General features: G+C 39.2%; 17 protein-coding genes and 1 tRNA gene. 7 read left to right on the top strand and 11 right to left on the bottom strand.

The genetic code is table 11. The features are described from left to right. Positions 1–9 precede the first annotated feature (9 nt). The 4 genes from MS6x_RS07160 (at position 10) to MS6x_RS07145 (ending at position 2,565) form a co-directional block, all read left to right on the top strand. Positions 10–423: a hypothetical protein gene (locus MS6x_RS07160; RefSeq protein WP_482606412.1), complete on the top strand. Its 414-nt coding sequence runs from the start codon at positions 10–12 to the stop codon at positions 421–423. Between the two features lie 17 nt (positions 424–440). After that, on the top strand, positions 441–806 hold the full coding sequence (gene yidD, locus MS6x_RS07155; RefSeq protein WP_482606410.1) for a membrane protein insertion efficiency factor YidD: 366 nt from the start codon (positions 441–443) through the stop codon (positions 804–806). A gap of 10 nt (positions 807–816) precedes the next feature. After that, complete coding sequence (locus tag MS6x_RS07150; protein ID WP_482606409.1) at positions 817–1,005, top strand: hypothetical protein; 189 nt, start codon at positions 817–819, stop codon at positions 1,003–1,005. A gap of 186 nt (positions 1,006–1,191) precedes the next feature. Continuing rightward, positions 1,192–2,565: a hypothetical protein gene (locus tag MS6x_RS07145; RefSeq protein WP_482606407.1), complete on the top strand. Its 1,374-nt coding sequence runs from the start codon at positions 1,192–1,194 to the stop codon at positions 2,563–2,565. Positions 2,566–2,649: 84 nt separating this feature from the next. Here the strand turns inward: MS6x_RS07145 and MS6x_RS07140 are convergent, their stop codons facing one another. The 11 genes from MS6x_RS07140 to dnaE form a co-directional block, all read right to left on the bottom strand. Further along, positions 2,650–4,077, bottom strand: a complete 1,428-nt coding sequence (locus MS6x_RS07140; RefSeq protein WP_482606406.1) for an ATP-binding protein — start codon at positions 4,075–4,077, stop codon at positions 2,650–2,652. Between the two features lie 153 nt (positions 4,078–4,230). Beyond that, positions 4,231–4,722, bottom strand: coding sequence for a Mov34/MPN/PAD-1 family protein (locus MS6x_RS07135; protein WP_482606404.1), 492 nt, complete (start codon positions 4,720–4,722; stop codon positions 4,231–4,233). Next, positions 4,719–6,461 (bottom strand): ThiF family adenylyltransferase, encoded by a 1,743-nt coding sequence (locus MS6x_RS07130; protein WP_482606402.1) that lies wholly within the window; start codon positions 6,459–6,461, stop codon positions 4,719–4,721. The genes MS6x_RS07135 and MS6x_RS07130 overlap by 4 nt, the downstream gene beginning before the upstream one ends. Then, positions 6,461–7,456, bottom strand: coding sequence for a CBASS cGAMP synthase (locus MS6x_RS07125; protein WP_482606401.1), 996 nt, complete (start codon positions 7,454–7,456; stop codon positions 6,461–6,463). The genes MS6x_RS07130 and MS6x_RS07125 overlap by 1 nt, the downstream gene beginning before the upstream one ends. A 6-nt stretch (positions 7,457–7,462) precedes the next feature. Further along, entirely contained in the window at positions 7,463–8,455 is a 993-nt protein-coding gene (locus MS6x_RS07120; RefSeq protein ID WP_482606399.1) for a CBASS cGAMP-activated phospholipase, read from the bottom strand. A 438-nt stretch (positions 8,456–8,893) separates the two neighbouring features. After that, positions 8,894–8,967: transfer RNA gene (locus MS6x_RS07115), tRNA-Asp, on the bottom strand. Between the two features lie 74 nt (positions 8,968–9,041). Further along, positions 9,042–9,971 (bottom strand): DUF58 domain-containing protein, encoded by a 930-nt coding sequence (locus MS6x_RS07110; RefSeq protein ID WP_482606397.1) that lies wholly within the window; start codon positions 9,969–9,971, stop codon positions 9,042–9,044. A 173-nt stretch (positions 9,972–10,144) separates the two neighbouring features. Next, positions 10,145–10,462: a thioredoxin gene (gene trxA / locus MS6x_RS07105; protein ID WP_379931970.1), complete on the bottom strand. Its 318-nt coding sequence runs from the start codon at positions 10,460–10,462 to the stop codon at positions 10,145–10,147. A 240-nt stretch (positions 10,463–10,702) separates the two neighbouring features. Beyond that, positions 10,703–11,467 (bottom strand): carbonic anhydrase family protein, encoded by a 765-nt coding sequence (locus MS6x_RS07100; protein ID WP_482606396.1) that lies wholly within the window; start codon positions 11,465–11,467, stop codon positions 10,703–10,705. 45 nt (positions 11,468–11,512) lie between these two features. After that, complete coding sequence (locus MS6x_RS07095) at positions 11,513–12,202, bottom strand: DUF2490 domain-containing protein (protein WP_482606395.1); 690 nt, start codon at positions 12,200–12,202, stop codon at positions 11,513–11,515. A 549-nt stretch (positions 12,203–12,751) separates the two neighbouring features. Then, a complete protein-coding gene (dnaE, locus tag MS6x_RS07090; RefSeq protein WP_482606393.1) occupies positions 12,752–17,137 on the bottom strand; it encodes a DNA polymerase III subunit alpha in 4,386 nt (1,461 codons plus the stop codon). A 176-nt stretch (positions 17,138–17,313) separates the two neighbouring features. Here dnaE and MS6x_RS07085 point away from each other — a divergent pair, with 176 nt between their 5' ends. From MS6x_RS07085 to rimM, 3 genes are all read left to right on the top strand, one after another. Further along, positions 17,314–18,735: a sulfatase family protein gene (locus MS6x_RS07085; protein ID WP_482606392.1), complete on the top strand. Its 1,422-nt coding sequence runs from the start codon at positions 17,314–17,316 to the stop codon at positions 18,733–18,735. 137 nt (positions 18,736–18,872) lie between these two features. After that, complete coding sequence (locus MS6x_RS07080; RefSeq protein ID WP_482606390.1) at positions 18,873–19,520, top strand: 30S ribosomal protein S16; 648 nt, start codon at positions 18,873–18,875, stop codon at positions 19,518–19,520. A gap of 11 nt (positions 19,521–19,531) precedes the next feature. Then, positions 19,532–20,062: a ribosome maturation factor RimM gene (rimM, locus tag MS6x_RS07075; protein WP_482606388.1), complete on the top strand. Its 531-nt coding sequence runs from the start codon at positions 19,532–19,534 to the stop codon at positions 20,060–20,062. The last annotated feature ends 13 nt before the right edge of the window (positions 20,063–20,075 follow it).

Here is a 20,075-nt window from a genome sequence, read left to right as displayed (position 1 = left end):
TTTTATAGTATGGACCAACCTATCGCCGAAGAACTAAAAATTATAAATTGGGGTAAAACGCTTTTAAGGGTTTTAGAATTGTTAATCATAAAGCCTTTTACCCTTCCACTTAAAATATACATAAATGCAATAAAAAACCTCTCCAACGCCAAATCCCAAAACGGAGAAGTAAGCAAATTATCTGATGAGTTTCCTTTGTATGTATGGCTTATCAGCATTTTTGACGCACTGATTTTCCTAGCCTACCCAATTGGAATCTTATTGGCAATAAGGGGTGGTAGTAGCTATTTTGGAGGATTTGGTCTTTTTGCCGGTATTTTGATAGCTACCTATTTTTCTCCATTATACCTTAGTTTGATTAGAGAATTTGCTCAGATAGCTCTTAAAATTTTATTGTATTTGAAAATCATATCGAAAAGCTGATAAAAATTCTGTCGTACATGATGTCAAAAATTAGTTCAAAATACATAAAGATAAACGATAATTTATTTGAGATAAATGCTCTTGAAAAAGATGCAATAATTATTGAAAGACACTTTTCAAAGCATACTAAGCTGGATTTGGAAATTCAAAATCTTGAAATACCCAAAAAACCAATCTGGTTGAGAATAATTGTTCGTTCATTAAGGTACTATCAAAGAAAAATCTCGCCGAAACTGGGAAATCGATGTGTATTTGACCCCAGCTGTTCTCGGTATTCAGAACTCGCTTACAGAGAAAAAGGTTTTTTTAAAGGAAGTCTCCTCACCATTAACAGATTATCACGTTGCAGACCAAGCAACGGAGGAAAAGATATATTAAACTAAATCATAAAAAATGCAATACAAAATCGAACAAATTGGAAGTCAATTTTCAAACAAGGCCATTGGCAGCCTTGAAAACAGATTTAATAAATACGCTGAGCAAGGGTATAAATTTCACTCAGTATTTCAGATTCAAAAACCTGGTTGTTTGGGTATCGGCACACCCTCTATCACCTATTTGGCCATCTATACGAAAGAATGAAAACCGTAATGCCGAAACATATCTCGGTGATAATGATATTTGTTCTATCCTTTTTTTACTTGCTTAAAAAGCGATTTTGCAAGCCCTCAAGATCCTTTTTCTGCGAAAGAAACCTCTGTAAATTTATTGTATGAATCATAGATTAGGTCTTAAATACCTATAGCCACATAAACAAAGTGCCCTATCATGAAAACTATCTCGCTCTCTTTCAAATATTTGCTCTTAATCATCGTTACTTCACTTCTAAACTCTTGTACTGTTGATGATGTTGGAGAAGATACCGATGGACCAACACAAGCAGGATTCCCCGAAGTAACTACAAGAACAGTAGCTACATCAGATCAAGGGACAAGTGTTGAAGCCGGTGGAACTATTTTAAATACAGGTGGTAGCGGAATAATAGCAAGAGGTGTCTGTTGGAGCGCGCAACCCAACCCTAGCATTGATGATGATGCAACAAAGGATGGGACAGGAGAAGGTGATTTTGTAAGCTCTGTCACAGGTCTTGAGCCAAATACCAGATATTATTTAAGAGCTTACGCTACCAATAAGAATGGTACCAGTTACGGTGGAGAGGTCGATTTTTTTACCGCAAAGATATATCGGGGCAACGTTGTTTTATCATCCCAAGAAGAGGTAGACAGCTTTGGAGCAGAGAAATATTTAACCATTATAGGAGATGTATTTATTGGAAAAGAAGGGGGTAGTAATATTTCTAGTCTGGCAGCTTTAAGCAACCTAAACCAAATAAGAGGTGATTTTAGCATTGGTGCTCGTAATGCAGGGAATCCTCTTTTGACAAATTTGGATGGGCTGGAATACCTCGCATTAATTGACACCTATTTACTAAATGATTTTATCCCTAAGGACTTAATCATATCATACAATGAAAATTTAGAAAATATTGATGCCTTAAATGGACTAGGTTACTTCAATGGAGATTTAAGAATTAATAGTAATGATAAGTTAAATAACCTTGACGGTTTATCCAGATTAACAAGCGTAAGAAGAATAAGTATCAGTGGTAATGATGCCTTGGAAAATATTGATGGCATGGAAAACATTAATAAAGCTGATTTTATTCTAATTGGCGATAACCCAAAGCTCACTAATTTAAATGGACTTAGAAATTTACCAGATGTTATTCAAGATATTTCAATTTTAAGAAATGAATCGCTTTCAGATATTTCTGCCCTCTCAAAAACTACACGAATAAAATATAATTTGATTATTACGGAATGTCCAGCAATAAATAGTCTTGATGCCTTTAATAAAATAACGACAATAGGGGCGAGACTAGTCTTAATCGAGCTAAACATAGCAGATTTAGATAGTTTTCAACTATTGGAATCACTGGGAAATGAAGTTGCAGAACCTGAAGCTGGTTATGGGGCTTACCTTTCCATGACTCTTACCCTAAGAGACAACAGAAATTTAACAGATTTTTGTGGTCTGAAAAATCTATTGGAAACAGATTTCGCCAAAATAATTGATATTAAACGGAATGCGTACAATCCCAGTAGAGAAGACATTGTTGTGGACAATTGTAAAAGTATATAAAATAACGTGAGTTCGACTTAAGAAATTCGGGATTAAACTTTATAGGTTTTTTGTGGCTTCTACCATGAAATATGATTACCCCCTCTATTTCTTCTTATCCAGCGTATTCTTTCCAACATTATACGCATAGGTAGCACAAGGCACGTATTGCAAGGTTACGCCTTGAAACTCCTTCTGGGTTTTGACATCAATTGTTGTAACCAATGCAGAAGTTAATTTATTCGAGTTACAGAAATCAATAAGGCTTTTTAACTCGCTAGGTTTTTCTTCATATCTATTGCTCCATTTTATTTCCAAAGCCCAAATCGGTTGTAATGTGCCCTCATCAATTCCCACCATGTCCACCTCTCCTTTTCCCCAACGGGCATAATACGGATTAAACCAATCACGGTGCATCCATTGTGAGTAAATTGCTGTTTCCACCAAGTCGCCCATGCGTTTTTCATTTGTAATCGCCAATGGTGTAAATAGCGCGGCGTATAAGGATGGGTTTGAGAGGTACATTTTAAACTTTACTTCTCTTTTGAAGCGTTTGCCGCTCTGATCTACTCTACTGATTTTTTTGACTAAAAAAGCGGACTCTAAATATTCAATATAGGTTTTTATCAGGTGCTTCTTTACACCTGAAGTTCTACTCAACTCTTCATATTCGAACTCATGGGCAGTATTAAAACAAATGGTAGTGAACAGCCTATTCAATTCCTGCACATCTTTAATACCATATAAACTGGGTAAATCACGCAATAATACCTTATCTACAATGTCCTGTTTTATATAGCGTCCGGGATTCTTTTGCATTTGAGGTGAGAAAATGATTTCAGGATACCCTCCAAAATTGATATACTTCACAAAGTGCTCGTTCAACAATTGAGAATTTACAGTATCATAAAAATGCTGTTCCTTCCCTTTCCACAGCAGATTACTTTCGACCATTAGGTGCTGTAGGTTGTTTATGTGTATGTATTCGTAGAAAGTAAGGGGTGGCAATAAAAAGTCCGTAAAACGCCCTGCACCGCTTTCGTTGCTTTTAAACTTTAAGGCAGCAGCGGCACTTCCGGATACTATAAATTTTGTGCCACGATAACTGTCCACCAATGTTTTTAGATGAATTTCCCAATCTTTCAAATACTGTATCTCATCAAAAAATACGAAACAGTCTTTAGGGTTTTGGTTCCCTATGGCTTCCAAAGCATACTTGAAAAGCTCTTCCAAAGCGATATTCGTATATATTGGATTTTCAACCGTAATGAAAATAATTTTTTGGGCGGGCACACCTTCATCTATTAGCTCTTGAATGGTATGGTGCAACATCACGGTTTTCCCGACCCTTCTTGGCCCCATAAGCACAACGGCCCTGTTTATTGTACGGTCAAACACCATAGGTTTGAAAATATCAAAGTACAAACGGCGTTGCATAGCATTATAATCTTCTTCAATACCATTGTTGCGCCACCAGTAATTTTCAAACTGAATACGTTCTAAAACCTGTGATTTAGAAATTTTTTCAATCATTATTTCCTTATTTCATTTAAATATAATTAAATAAGCCATATTTTATGTCTTATTTGTAATAAAAAATATGATATAAGAAAAATATTCTATATTTTTTTGCTTATTCTACAAGGTATTTTGCTAGATTTTCCTTCATAGAAAAATTTTAGACTACTAATCCAAAGGACAAGAAAGTTCATCAAATTCAAGTTGACTCTCAAGTACTATTCCTGATTTTTTTACAACGCTTATGTTTAAACCTTTGCGCCCTACAATGATGGCAAAAATCTTATTCGAGTTAAGTTGACTCCTCTTTATTTGGTCTAGTATGGATTTCCTGTCTAAAGTAGAAGGCGTTGGAATATCTTCCGGGTGCGTATGCCATTCCCCAAGATAGATGCTTTTCCCTTTACTCTTTTTAAAAAGAATGGTCAAAAAGCGTTGATGTAGTGCACTGACGCGCCAAAAACTATATCTACTGCGCTTGTCCTCAACATTGGGTACTGTAGCATCGATGACCGTGAAATTGTTTTCATCTATACAGTATCCTAACATTATGCCTCCTGCTTCCTCCTTGGAATTGTTATCTTGGATATAGGCTTGCATCTTATAGAAAGCTTCCGGCGAAATTTTAAGATTGGTATCTCCAAGGACTACTGTTATCATATATTATTTTTTATCAGGGTATATGAGGTTTGTTCCATTCCAAAATCGGACAACACCAACCCCTTGCCAACTACGAAATCCTTATCGCCTACCCAAGTATATACTTCCGATTTAGGGATTCCATCAAGAACCGCTTCCTTAATTACAGGAAATACTCTGGCGAGAAACTGGGTAAGATAAGTGGCCGAATATGGGAAGTATCCTGACTGGCAACTTCCTTCAATAAGATACACTGCATCCAAAGCCGTATTTTTATTTGAGATCATGGCATACTTGAAATTCTTCACTAGGTTCCCAGCGGCAATAGCATCTCTGGGTTTTATCAACAATAGCTGGCCGGAAGCCAAATAAGGCTCGACCCAAATCAAAATTACCGGTTTTGTCAATGTTCCAGTTTCCAATTTGTTTAGTATAAATTCCTCGACCATGGTTTTTCCAACAGCCACGATATGGACATCGTAAGAATTGATGAAATCGGGTTCCTTTTCTATAAGAGATGTTATAGACTCATGGCGTTTGTCAACCTTGTTCATTGGATTATGATCCAACAAAAAACTGGCAAGCGCCTCTGCTTTATGCTTATCTATATCACTGAACCCCAACAAATTTCTCTTTATGTTTTCAGCACCCAATTTTTGAGGGTCAATAAGGCCGAATCTATGGATGGGCAGGTTCTTAAGAAAATAGACCAAGTTAGACCCAACACTTCCCAAACCTGTACACAAAACACTAGATTCCTTCTCAACAATCCCAGCGGCTCTTTTTGAGAGCCTTTCTGTACTTAAGTTGTCAAAAGTTAAACGTCGAACATGTTTTGCCCTTCCTATTCCAGAAGATGACACAATCTCAAAGTTGGAAGGTTTTTTTCGTGGCCCTCCTTTTTTTCTTGGTAGTATTTGAACCTCCTCATAGTTCCATCCATAAAACTCAATGTTCTCTACTGAACGATTCCGAAAAATTACCAGTATCTCGCCTAATGATTTGGTTTTACACAACTGTTTGAACTTCTTAAGACTCGCAATGTCTCCCTGTATAAAAACGAGCGATTCCTCGTAGGTCATTTGAAAAGGCGGCTCTTCTTTTGTAAACTCGATTTCAATTACTGCGATTTCCTTTAAACTGCACCCGTAGGATTTCGCATATTCCTCGATTTTTTTAAGTTCTTCATTATCCGTGTAGAGGAAGTAATGGTATCTTGCCAAGGGCTGACCTTGAAAGGCGATGGCCTTTATTTCTTTGGTAACATCCGAAATCGAATGCATGCCGATAAGGTATATCTGATCTTTATTGGAGTATTTCAAATCCCAATAGGCCTTGAACTCCTTTTTAAATTCCGTTAGTTTGTAGCTCTTGCACTCCCCTTGCTTGATGAGTCTTTTACCCCTATGTACAATGAATTCAAGAAAGTCAGGAAGGTTTTCCTTTGGAATACGGGTATTCAAGCCATCATCAAAAATACAAATGGAATAGTCCTCATTAACATGGGGAATGTATTTGATTGCATCGTATATTTCTTTTTTAATGTAAAGCTTGGGAAGTTTGTACGGGAACTCTAACGGTAGATTCAAATACAGCGTCAATTCCATAAAATCGCCACCAAAAGTAATCTCCGAAGTAATCTCCCATACCTCGCTATTTTTAGAAAATGGATACCCTAGAGCTTCATATTCTGCAACGTCGACGATACGACATTCTTCTGTTTTGCACAGATGCTCAAAAAGGTCTTTTAATCCTAACACTAAGCTGATTTATTATCCCTTATTACATCTGGCATCACAAAGGATTTCGCCAATTGCTCATCGTCCTCCACAACATTGGAACATGGGAAACGACTACCTAAATGCCGTTGCCATTTGGCACATGCATCTTTTTTACTCTTTATTTCAAGGGCTTGTTTCCCAGAACTGATGAACCCGTCTAAGCTGTCCAAAAAACTCTTCTTTCGCGACTCGGAAGAATATTTTTCCATCAAATTTTCAGTTGTATCTACTGTAGGCCTGTAGCAACTGTAGGAAGCGGACCAAAACCTAGTGTCATCTAGGGCTTCTTGAATATTCTCCAAAGTCTTCAATAAGGCTTCATCATCCCTATCCATTGGACTGTAATGCTCCACCGCTAGAATCGTAAAAACCATTCCGCTGGGCAATTTCAAATATGATTTGTTATCTGTCCATGCCTTTAAATACCTGACAATACGTTTCAACTGATTTTTGCCACTTGCCTCGTCATCGAACCATTTTCTGAAAGCATAGGGGTCACTCTGAATCCATCCTTTACTTTTGTGGGCAAGTTCTGGTATATCTTTGGAATCAAAGAAGTATTCATCAGCGGTATCCGTTGTCTTGTAATAAATAGGTAAATCTACATGGTACTGTTTGGCATACTGCACCCTTACACAAGTATTTTTGTCTATTGTATCCTGGCTGGTCCTGTCCTTTACGGCCTCATATATCCAGTTGTGCGCTGTCTGCGGCGTAGGCCTATCTTCCTCTTTCCCAAATATATATACCCCATCGTCAACGTCATACTCCCCACTTAAAGGTAAAATACCCGTATTAGTGGAAAACGAACCTTGGCCTTTATACTTTACGGTATGTTTATCCCTTTTTTCTCTAAAATATTTGGTGATATCGTCCCTAACAGAATTTCTAGATGTTCTTAGTTCAGCTTTTTTCTGAGGACTCAGGTAGATAATATCATTGAATTCAATAAAGGTGTCGTGTAAATTTGCCATGTAATGTTATTTCGTTTTGTATGTTTTTTGTGTTTCAAAAAACTGTTTTACTTCTTCTTTTTTTCGCCAAATAACCCCCATATCATTGCCTTTTCCTTTTAAAAGGTCAATAGACTGTTTAGTGGCCTTGTCCAATTTGACCATTCCCTGTTGCTCCGGTGATAAAATCTCACTTGGCACTCGTACGTGTTTTACTGGGATTGCATTGATTTCATGAACCTTGGACATGAAATAATCAATAAACTTCGCTTGCCCCGTTAACATTGCATCAAATAGCTCATCTCGCCAATGAATAAAGGAACGACCCTTGGCCAAGCCTGTATTTTTACCTGCGGAATTGGTCAGGCTACTAATAGAAAGAATTTGAACTTCATCATATTCTTTGTCCTCTCCTACAAAATATGTTAATGCCTCTATAAAACCGACAATACTTGGGTTATTGGCGTATATACCCCCGTCGATAAATTGCTTATTGTCATAAGCTTTAATTTCCGCCAATGGAAAGTACGTCGGTGCCGCAGACGTGGCAAGGGCTACGTCTACATAATTTGTGTTGTTATCACGGCTTAAATTGCCTTCCTTGTGGTCATACTTAAAAATAAAGGGCCTAGCATCAGTCAATGAATAACTTGGGATGCAAAGCAAACAATTACTATCCCCTATCTTATGTGATTTAAAAGTAGTTTCCAGGGCATCACGTAATGCTTCGTCACCATATTTCCCTTTAAAAAAAGTTTGTTTCAGTATCCCTATAGCCTTGGATTGGGCAGGAAAAATTAACCTGCCTTTTTCTTCATAAAGACTGGAAACCTGAGAAGCCTTTAATTTTAGGGACAGTGCCAAGGCCAATATTCCCCCAGTAGAGGTGCCGCATATCATGTCAAAATAATCTACTAGATTACACTGAAATTCCTCCTCAAAATGTTCCAGTATTTTTGAACTGTAAAGACCTTTGATGCCTCCGCCGTCTATGGAGAGTATCTTAAATGGTTTTTTCATAATCACTTGGTTCTGTTGGCAGTACTTCAAACACCATGCCCTGCTATCTCATTTCGTTTTAAGCCAAAATATTTTTCAGATAATGACAATTTGTCCTATTTATACTACATTATTGTCATTATCGGTTTGCGGATCAGTGAATTCAGTATACCCCGCGTATTATTAAGAAAAGCACACAGTGGAAGCGAAGGTTTGAAATAAAGGTATTGTTCTTTGCAATGCAAGATGAGGTAATTATTGCTGCATATACTGCCCAAACGAAAACTTAGAAGTCTGTTTCAATAAGGTCAATCCCTCTTTGGTAGTCTTGCCAGAAAGCTGTCGTCACCATATACCTATAATATTTGAGAAGAAAAATGAACTAAATATTGCGTGCAATCTGCGTGCAACCCAAAAATAAAAAAGCTTCCAATTTCTTGGAAGCCTTTTATTTACTTGCGGTCTGGACGGGACTCGAACCCGCGACCCCCTGCGTGACAGGCAGGTATTCTAACCAACTGAACTACCAGACCGTGGCGTTTAGCGTGTGCAAATATATGTTGTTTATTCAATTGCACAAACATTTTCTTTTAAAATATCACTATCGTTAGAGAAATTTATTTCGCTCTGTTAGAAATGTATTAAGAATCGTTGAGAAATCCCCTTTGATATCAATATCTATGTAATTGATTCTATACTGAGCACATTTGAGTTTTATGTCTTCTATATACTTGTTTAGGCCTTTTGTGTAGGCCTCTTTAATGTTGTCGGCGTACAAATCCAAATGCTCACCAGTCTCTATATCTACATACCGCTTTGGCGTATTGTCAAAGTTAAAGTTGACCTCGTGTTCTTTGTCGAGTAGATGAAAAAGGACCACTTCATGTTTGTTATACTTTAAATGCCGTAGGGCATCGAATAGTTCGTCGTCCGATTTTTGGGTCTGGAACATATCCGTAAAAAGAAAGATAAGGCTACGTCTTTTTATTTTTTCTGCTATCTGATGCAAATACGTATAAGTCGCAGTGTCTGTTGTTGGCTGCGTATCTAAGCTTACTTCGTTGAGTTTAGCCAATAACATTTGAAAATGGCGTTCGCTACCTTTTTCAGGAGCATAGTAATTATATGCATCCGAGTAGATGCTAAGTCCTACTGCGTCGCGTTGTTTTTTTAACACGTTCATGAGGGCCGCAATTGCTAATACCCCAAAACTTATCTTGTTTAAACTGTCCAGTCCTAGTTCCTTTACCTTAGGGTAGTACATAGAAGCAGAATTATCCAAAATCATGTGGCATCTAAGATTGGTTTCCTCTTCGTAGCGTTTGGTGTAGAGTTTATCTGTTTTGGCGAATAACTTCCAATCTATGTGTTTTGTGCTTTCTCCATTGTTGTAGATTTTATGTTCTGCAAATTCGGCCGAAAAGCCATGGAAAGGACTTTTATGTATCCCACTTATAAACCCCTCTACCACCTGATAGGCCAAGAGTTCCAAGTTCTGAAAAAGAGATGCCTTGTTTAATTCTGACTGTAACTTCATGGTAACAAGATAGTAATTATTGTACTAGCGAACGGAGCTCGGGTTTCCGAATTACGGAGCTGTAGTAAAGATTTGAAAATAAAAAATCCCATCTTAAAAGACGGGATTTGAACTGTTGATTATTCTTTAAAAGTACCTAATGATTACTACTTTTGGGAGCTATAAGCAGGGGTCTACAATAGTGCATCTATTGCATCTGTATATGTTTTCTTAGGTGAAACACCTACTTGTCTACTTACAATCTCACCACCTTTGAAGACCAATACAGTAGGAATGTTACGTACACCATATTTAGCGGCAAATTCTTGGTTAGCATCTACATCAACCTTGCCCACTACAGCTTTACCTTCGTATTCCGTACTAACTTCGTCAATAATTGGCCCCACCATTCTACAAGGGCCACACCAAGCTGCCCAGAAATCTACTACTACAGGTTTGTCACTTTTTAAAACTACCTCGTCAAAAGTAGCGTCTGTTATCTCTAATGCCATTTTGTTTATCTTTTATTGATTACACAAAGTTAGTCAATTAATTTAGTTGTTCCTTACTGCCATTATATATGTTTTGGTTATCGGGGTATTGAGCGAGCTTATATAGTTTGGTGATTACGGAAACATCCTGGAGTTAAAAATCTGAACTAAAATTGCGGCAACGTTAAAAAAGGAGATAAACCTTAGCTGATTATCTCCTTTTATCTAATGACTTTAACTTTTAGTAGTTGTATTAGGAGTCTAATTTAAAAAATTGACTTTACCACTTTCCATATCATAAACCGCTCCTACAATTTTTAGTTTCCCTTCGGCTTCTAGGGAGGTCATAGTTGGCGATTTGGACCTAATATCGGCTACGGTTTTAAGTACATTGTTAGCAATTACCTTATTGGCGAAATGCGTATTCTTGGAACTAACTTCCTCTCCATCCTCCGCTACTACCACAGGTTTAATTTCATCCAAAAGGTTCTGTAGGGAACTCATTCCCATACCTCCCGCATCTGTGGCATCAATCGCATGGTGTACAGCGCCACATGCCGAGTGCCCCATAACTACAATTACCTTAGAACCTGCCACGGCACTTGCAAACTCCATGGAGCCTACGATATCGGCATTCTCAATATTACCGGCTACTCTAGCGACAAAAATGTCACCGATTCCTAGATCAAAAACATCTTCTACGGGAACTCTGCTGTCTACACACGATAATACTAGTGCTTTTGGATATTGTCCGATCATTGCCATTCTGCGCTGTGCGGAGTGATCTCTGGTCGTAAGATTGTTCACTGCAAAATTCTCGTTACCTTTTTTTAATCTTCCAATAATTTCGTCAGGTGACATATCTGCCTGCTCTGCTGCCGTCATAATACTTTTTACAGGTTCCTCCTGAATCGTTGCTACCTCTTTTTGCGCTTCTTTGGAAACGTCGGTTCTGTAGGTGTCTTTGCATGATAATCCAATAAGGGCTACCATCACTACTGCTATTGCTAATTGTCTCTTTTTCATAATTTGTATTTTAAAATTAGTACTTCTATCAATCTTATCTTTGTTTCATAAACTGTGATGTACACTAAATTGCAGTTGGCCTTTTCCCCAGTTATCTGTTTTTTGGTTCATCCACCCTAATTGAACACGTACCTTGGAAGTGAGTACATAACCAAGCCCCAAATAGGTCCTGTTACGGTCAAAAAGTTCTGTGGTTCTGCCGTCTCCTATTTCTGTTTGGCCGTTGATGAAAAGTTCATTATACAAGGCGAGGTATATAGCGTCTTTTTCCAATTCGGTCTTGTTGAACGGAACATTGAAGAAGAGCATGTACCGGTAGCGGGTCCTAAAGTCCTGATTTTCTACAAACCGTTGTTCGTATCTAAACCGGTGGGTCAAGAAGTAACGACTGCCCAATTTTTGGGGAATTAAGGCTTCTTGATAGATTCTGTTTTCTCCTGTTGTGTCACTTATTTCTCCGGGCACTCCTGTGGTGATATTGGCATATCCTAACGTGAAAATAACGTTCGCTTCGTTGGGTCTAAAGGTAAGTCCGCTTCTAAGTAGCAATTGCTCCATATCTCCTAAGCCAGTCCAGTCCCGATACTGGAAATCGCCCTGGATTCCCCATTGACTATCCTTGAACTGCTTATTGTAAAAATACATGTACCATGCTCCTGTTTGTGATTCATCTACCTGTGAGGCTGCCTTGTTGCTAACAAAGAGTACAATTAAAACGAGTAAGAGTTGTTTCATTACTGATTTATTTTGGTCAAATATAAATAATTAGCATTACTATGTTAAAAGATTGTGATACAATTAACTTACAGTAGTAACACTTTCAAATTGAATAGAATTGACTTAAGCATAAACGGAGTGCTGTAAAAACTAAAGGTACAAGTACTAGCGTTCACTTTGAAAAGAAGTTTCGCTATGTGCTAGTATTCAGTAGAGTAGGAAATATTAGTATTTAAAAGGCAAGTGATTTTTAATTGTAAATCGATTTGATGTCGGTTTGAAGGAAATTGTTATTTAAGGTCGTAAAGACATATGAATTATTTGAAGGCAAAAGGACCTTTTCTAAATACTTCGGAACAATTTTCACTAGAGAAAAAGGTACTATACATCACTTGAAGTAGCGTTGTTTTTTCTGCCAATAATTTTCAGTTGTGGTAAAACCCTCAAAGAGGTTTTGTGTCAAGAACCCTTTGTATGTATTGCTTTGCTTGTAAAATCAACCCTAGTGATTACTGATTTTACCCCATATTCAAAATGTTGTAAATCAACTATTAAAAAGTTCAACCCTTAATTCAACTTAAAATGCACCTGCTGTTTTTCAAGTTCCTGTAATAATTCACTACTTATTTGCACTTTTTGTTTTCGACTAGAAAGGTTCACTTTAATTTCTTCCTGCATCTCATAGACTACAAAGTTGATGGAATGATCCCCCTTATGAAGGGTTAAGGTGTCCTTAAGTTCGTAGATTCCTTCTTCTTTTAAATCATCGATGTTGAGCTTGATAGTAAGTTTTCTCGCATAGGTTTCCATTACTTCTTGGAGCAATAGAAAACCATTGAATTGCATTCTTGGATCTCCTTTTTTGCCGGTATCGCGGTTCACCCATCCTTCGCGGATAAATATTTTCGCATACACAAAGGAATTGATCATTAGAAAATGTCTAAACTTGAGATATTCCTCTCCAAAAATTCTGAATTCGAAGGAATCTGTATAATCTTCCATCGTAAAGGCAGCCCAACCTTTTCCGTTTTTGGATATTCGATGCTGTACATCGGTGATAACCCCGGCAACTGTTAACTCGCGGTTGAGGTAACTATCCATATCGTTTAAATGAGAAATTCCCGCATTACAAAAGGCTTTTATTTCGGTTTTAAAGTCATCCAAGGGGTGTCCTGAAATATAGATCCCTACGACCTCTTTTTCTCTCCGTAACTTTTCCATAGTGCCCCATTCCTCGCATGGTGGCACAACCGGCTCTGGGATTTGTGCTTCGCTGATGCCCCCGAACATATCCATTTGGGAGGAGTTCTTGTTTTCCTGATATTTTGCGGCAGATTTGATAACTTTTTCTAAGAAGGTGATGTTATCGCCCTCTGTATGAAAATACTGCGCCCGATGTGTGGTGCCGAACGAATCGAATCCGCCGGCAACTGCTAGGTTTTCGAATGCCTTTTTATTCGCAGAACGCAGATCGATGCGCTTTGCCAAATCAAATACAGAATGAAACGCTCCGTCTTTTTTACGGTGTTCCACAATAGTTTCTACAGCGGCACGACCAACGCCTTTTACTGCGCCCATGCCAAAACGCACGGCTCCTTCTTGGTTTACCGCAAATTTATAATAGGATTCATTTACATCTGGCCCCAGTACATCCAAGCCCATACGCTTACATTCTTCCATGAAGAAGGTAACTTGCTTTATATCATTCATGTTGTTGCTCAGTACTGCCGCCATATATTCGGCAGGGTAGTGGGCTTTCAGATATGCAGTTTGGTAGGCAATATAGGCGTAGCAGGTAGAGTGACTCTTATTAAATGCATAGGCTGCGAAGGCTTCCCAATCCTTCCATATTTTCTCCAGTATCTCCGTTGGGTGACCGTTGGCTGCGCCACCTTCTAGAAACTGTGGTTTCATTTTCTGTAGCACCGCAAATATTTTCTTCCCCATCGCCTTACGGAGAACATCCGCATCACCTTTGGAAAAGCCCGCCAGCTTTTGCGATAAGAGCATCACTTGCTCCTGATAGACAGTGATACCATAGGTTTCCTTTAGGTATTCTTCCATATCCGGGAGGTCATAGGATATTTCTTCGCTACCGTGCTTTCTGGCAATAAAGCTTGGAATGTACTCCATTGGACCCGGTCGGTACAGGGCGTTCATGGCAATAAGATCATCAAAAACAGTAGGCTTCAAATCCTTCATATGCTTTTGCATTCCAGGGGATTCGTATTGGAATACCCCTACCGTTTCTCCTTTTTGGAAGAGTTCGTAGGTTTTTTCATCGTCCAAGGGAAAATCGTCCGGAACCAAATCAATATTATGTTTGGCCTTTACTATTTTGACCGTGTCCTTGATCAAGGTTAGGGTTTTAAGTCCCAAGAAATCCATTTTCAACAGACCTGCACTTTCCACAACGGAGTTGTCGAACTGGGTAACATATAGATCTGAATCCTTTGCGGTGGCAACAGGCACAAAATTCGTGATATCGCTTGGTGTAATAATCACTCCGCAGGCATGGATCCCCGTATTTCGAACAGAGCCTTCTAAGGTACGCGCCATTTTCAAGGTTTGCCCTTCTAGATCGTCCCCGTCGTGTATGTTCAGTAGTTCATGTATTTTTTCTAGATCCTCCGCTCTGAATTTCTTTTTTAAGTCGGCATCGGACTGACCAAATATTTTACCCAACTTAGACATGGTGGGTATCAACTTGGCAATTCTGTCCGCATCGCCCAAAGGCAAATCCAAAACACGTGCCGTATCTCTTATGGAGGATTTTGCCGCCATAGTACCATAAGTGATAATCTGTGCAACCTGATTTGCACCATATTTGTTGATTACATAGTCCATTACCCGACCACGACCCTCATCATCAAAATCGATATCAATATCCGGCATGGATACCCTATCCGGATTAAGGAAACGCTCAAAAAGCAGGTCGTATTTTAGGGGGTCAATATTTGTAATGGTTAAGCAGTAGGCAACAACAGAACCCGCCGCGGAACCACGCCCAGGCCCAACGGAAACATCCATGTTTCGGGCTTCACGTATAAAATCTTCCGTAATCAAAAAGTATCCTGGATAACCAGAGTTTTTTATCGTATCCAGCTCAAAATCTATTCGTTCCCTGATTTCTTCAGTAATTTCAGGATAGCGTTTGTTCGCGCCTTGGTAGGTAATGTGTCGTAAATACGCGTTCTCTCCTCGGTTTTTACCGTCAATCTCGTCTTGGGGGTCTTTGAAATCTTCCGGAATGTCAAATACAGGTAAGAGTACGTCGCGTGCCAGTTCAAAAGGCTCAATTTTATCAACGATTTCCTGCACGTTCAAAATGGCATCGGGAACATCTTTAAAGAGTTCCTTCATCTCCTCTTGAGATTTAAAATAATACTCTTGATTTGGTAGGCCATAGCGATAACCACGGCCCCGACCAATAGGCGTAGCCTGTTTCTCCCCGTCTTTTACACAGAGTAGAATGTCGTGGGCATCGGCATCTTCTTTGGCAGAATAATAGGTGTTATTTGAGGCAACAAGTTTTACCTGATGTTTCTTTGAAAACTCCAACAATACCTGATTTACGCGATCTTCATCTTCTTGACCGTGCCTCATTATTTCAATGTAGAGGTCCTCCCCAAATTCGGTCTTCCACCAAAGTAAGGCTTCCTCGGCTTGGTTTTCGCCAACGTTCAGTACCTTTCCCGGAACCTCTCCATACAGGTTTCCAGTTAGTACGATGATGTCTTCTTTGTATTGCTGAATTACTTTTTTATCGATTCTTGGCACGTAATAAAAACCATCTGTGTAAGCAATGGAGGACATTTTGGCCAAATTATGATAGCCTTTTTTGTTTTTTGCCAACAGCACTATTTGGTAGCCGTAATCCTTGACATTTTTATTGGTATGGTCTTCGCAAACGAAGAATTCACAACCTACAATCGGGGTAATTTCTTTGGCGATTGCTGCCTCGCCATTTTCTATAGCTACTTTGTTTTTTTCACGTACGGCTTTGTTGTGGCTTCCTATTTCCTTCACAAAGTGAAAGGCACCCATCATGTTCGCATGGTCTGTTAGCGCTACGGCAGACATGTCGTTGTCCGCAGCCGCTTTTACCAAGGATTTTATATTTATGGTGGATTGCAGTACCGAAAACTGGGAATGGTTATGAAGGTGCACAAAGGTGGCATCTTCCAGTGTTTTTATATTTTCCTTGATTTCTGCCTGACTAACGCCTCCGGTATCCTTTTCCCAAAGCGCATCTGCAATTTTTTTAGAGGCCTTTTTTAGGTTGATGTGTTTTAGGCCTATAAGCTGAATCTCCTGGGGGTTGGCTTCCGAGAAATTCTTGAAATAGTCCGGTTGCACATCCAATTGTTCCGTAGTGTACTGTCGTAGACGTACCAGTTCCAAGAAACAACGCGTTGTAGCCTCCACATCTGCGGTGGCGTTGTGTGCCTCGCCAAACGGTTTTTTGAAAAGATGCTGATGCAGTTCTGTTAAGGTAGGTAATTTAAACTTGCCGCCACGCCCTCCGGGGATTTGGCATAATTGTGCCGTATGCTCCGTACAGGTGTCCAAGACGGGTAATTCTTGTAAAGGATTTTCAACACCCAAACGATGGAATTCTGCGCCCATGATATTCAGGTCGAAGGTTACATTTTGTCCTACGATGAACTTGGTCTTTGCCATGGCGGTATTGAACTTTTTTAAAACCTCGCTAAGGGGAATTCCTTTTTGCGTTGCCAGTTCTGTTGAAATGCCATGTATTTGTTCCGCATCATAGGGAATATTGAATCCGTCTGGGCGCACTAAATAGTCTTGGTGCTCCAAGACCCTGCCCATCTCGTCATGTAATTGCCATGCTATTTGGATACAACGTGGCCAATTGTCAGTGTCGGTTATAGGGGCGTTCCAGTTTTTTGGAAGACCTGTAGTTTCAGTGTCAAATATGAGGTACATAGTACGTGTTCTTGGGGTTTAGCGTATCCGAAGTTTTCAGCATTAAATGAATGAAAAATGGATGGTTAAAATTAAGAAAAAGGACTTGGCTTAAAAAGAGGAGTTGTGAAGAGTTATTAACCTAGCAACTAATTTTTATATTCAGTATCTTACTAAGATCAATATCTAGAGGAGTTATGAAAAGAAATCAGATTTTTATGATGTCGGTTAAGTCTATCTTGTTTATATTTCTTGCCAGTGCTGTAGAATTATATGGCCAAGTAAACGAAAGAAAAGCACCAAATTTCATCATTATTTTCGCCGATGACCTAGGCTATGGGGATTTGGGTGTCTTTGGAAATCCATCTATAAAAACCCCTAACTTGGATAGAATGGCCTTTGAGGGTCAAAAATGGACAAATTTCTATGCAGCTGCAAGTGTTTGTACACCAAGCAGGGCAGGTCTTTTGACGGGTAGACTTCCGGTAAGGAGTGGTATGGCAAGTAGTAAGAAAAGGGTACTTTTTCCAGACTCTAAAAACGGATTGCCTGCTTATGAGATTACACTAGCAGAACAATTGAAAGAAGTAGGCTATACTACAGCTGCTATTGGAAAATGGCATCTAGGCCATAAGAAAGAATTTTTACCCACCAATCATGGGTTTGACACCTATTTTGGTATTCCTTACTCCAATGACATGGATAGGCTTCAGGGCGAAGAATTTAATGACTATTGGAACAGACCCGATGACAGTATTAAGACCGAGCATTTTAATGTGCCTTTACTTAGGGGAACCAAAATAGTTGAACGCCCAGCTAACCAAAACAATATTACCAAGCGATACTCGGATGAAGCGGTTACATTTATCAATCGGCAAAAGGAAGCCCCTTTCTTTTTATATCTTGCCCATAATCTGCCCCATATTCCCCTTTTTGCATCAGAGGATTTTAAAGATAAGAGTAAACGAGGCCTTTATGGCGACGTGGTAGAGGAAATTGACAATGGTGTAGGAAAGATCATAGATGCTTTAAAAGCGAAAGGACTGGCAGACAATACTATCGTCGTTTTTACTTCTGATAATGGCCCCTGGTTGCCTTTTAAGAATAATGGAGGTACTGCTGGTTTGTTGCGAGCGGGCAAGGGAACTACTTGGGAAGGTGGTATGCGCGTGCCTACGTTATTTTGGGGTCCAGGGTACATAGCGCCAGCAGTAATTTCAGATTTAGGTTCTACTATGGATTTATTCACGACATTTAGCGCTATGGCAAATACAAGTATTCCAAAGGATAGAATTATAGACGGACTTGATTTGAGCGAGACCTTATCAAAAGTAAAATCCAGTCCTAGAAAGAGCATACTTTACTATCGTGGGTCCGAATTATTTGCAGTAAGGATAGGGGATTATAAGGCTCATTTCATAAGTCAAGGTGCTTATGGAGAATTTGGAGGTCGGGTTGATTATGATAATCCATTGCTGTTCAATGTAGCTTTTGATGCTAGCGAACGTTTTAATATCGCTGATACCCATCAAGAGGTTTTAAAGGATATCGATGAACTGCTATCCGAACACAGGTCAAAACTGGTGATGGGAAAGGATCAGTTGGTGGAGCGTGAATAGAGGAATAATTCAGTTCTAAATTTACGAATAGTAAATAGTGATGTATTAAATTGAAAGTTATATATTTGCAGCCCCTTAATAGGGAAATTAAAAAGAATTAATAACTAAGGGTCGGGCACCCTACAAATTAATGTGATATGCCAGTAAAAATTAGATTACAGAGACACGGTAAAAAAGGAAAACCATTCTATTGGATCGTTGCAGCAGATGCACGAGCAAAGAGAGACGGTAAATTCTTGGAGAAATTGGGTATTTATAATCCTAATACCAACCCAGCTACTATTGAACTAAACGTTGACAATTCCGTAACATGGTTACAGAATGGTGCACAACCAACGGATACTGCTAGAGCTATTCTTTCTTATAAAGGCGTTATGCTAAAGAACCACCTTTTAGGAGGGTTGCGTAAAGGTGCGTTAACTGAAGAGCAGGTCGAGGAAAAGTTCACCGCATGGTTAGAAGAAAAAGAAGCTGCTGTTGCTACTAAAGTTGGAGGATTGGACAAAGCGAAAGCCGATGCCAAAGCTGCTGCCTTGAAAGCCGAGAAAGAAGTAAATGAGAAGCGTGCTGCCGAAGCTGCCGCCGCGTTGGAGCCAGAAGTTGTTGAGACACCCGATACACCAGCGCCAGACGTAGACAACGCAGATACTACAGCGGTTGCGCCGGTAAAAGAAGAAGCTGAAATAGCTGCTAACGATGCCATGGAAAAAGCGCCATCTGTAGAGGAAGTGATGGAGAAGAGTGACGATGAAGTAAAGCCTGCGGATACAGGAGACGCTAAATAAGCACCGAAACGATGCAAAAGGAGGAATGTTTCTACTTAGGTAAAATCGTTTCCAAATACAGTTTTAAGGGTGAAGTTCTGGTTAAGTTAGACACCGACGATCCCGAATTATATAAAGATATGGAATCAGTATTTGTTTCGTTAGGAAACAATCTGGTTCCATTTTTTATTGATAGATGCCGATTGCACAAATCGGACTTGCTGCGTATCGATTTTGAGGAAGTGAAGACAGAATCCGATGCCGATCGCATAATGGGGTCGGCTCTTTATCTTCCGCTGACTTCGCTGCCCAAATTAAGGGGAGACAAATTTTATTATCATGAAGTTATAGGTTTTACCATACTAGACAGTGTTCACGGAGATATAGGAATAATACAAAGCGTAAACGATACTACGGCGCAGGCACTTTTTGAGGTGAAAAAGGAAGACAAACAATTGTTGATTCCTATTACGGACGAGATTATTACAAAAGTAGATAGAGCGCATAAAACAATTTCCGTAACTACACCAGAGGGTTTGGTTTCCTTGTATTTAGACTCCTAAATTAAGTAAATAG

This window comes from Maribacter sp. MS6 (assembly GCF_056839185.1).
This window is presented reverse-complemented; position numbering and strand designations above follow the sequence as displayed.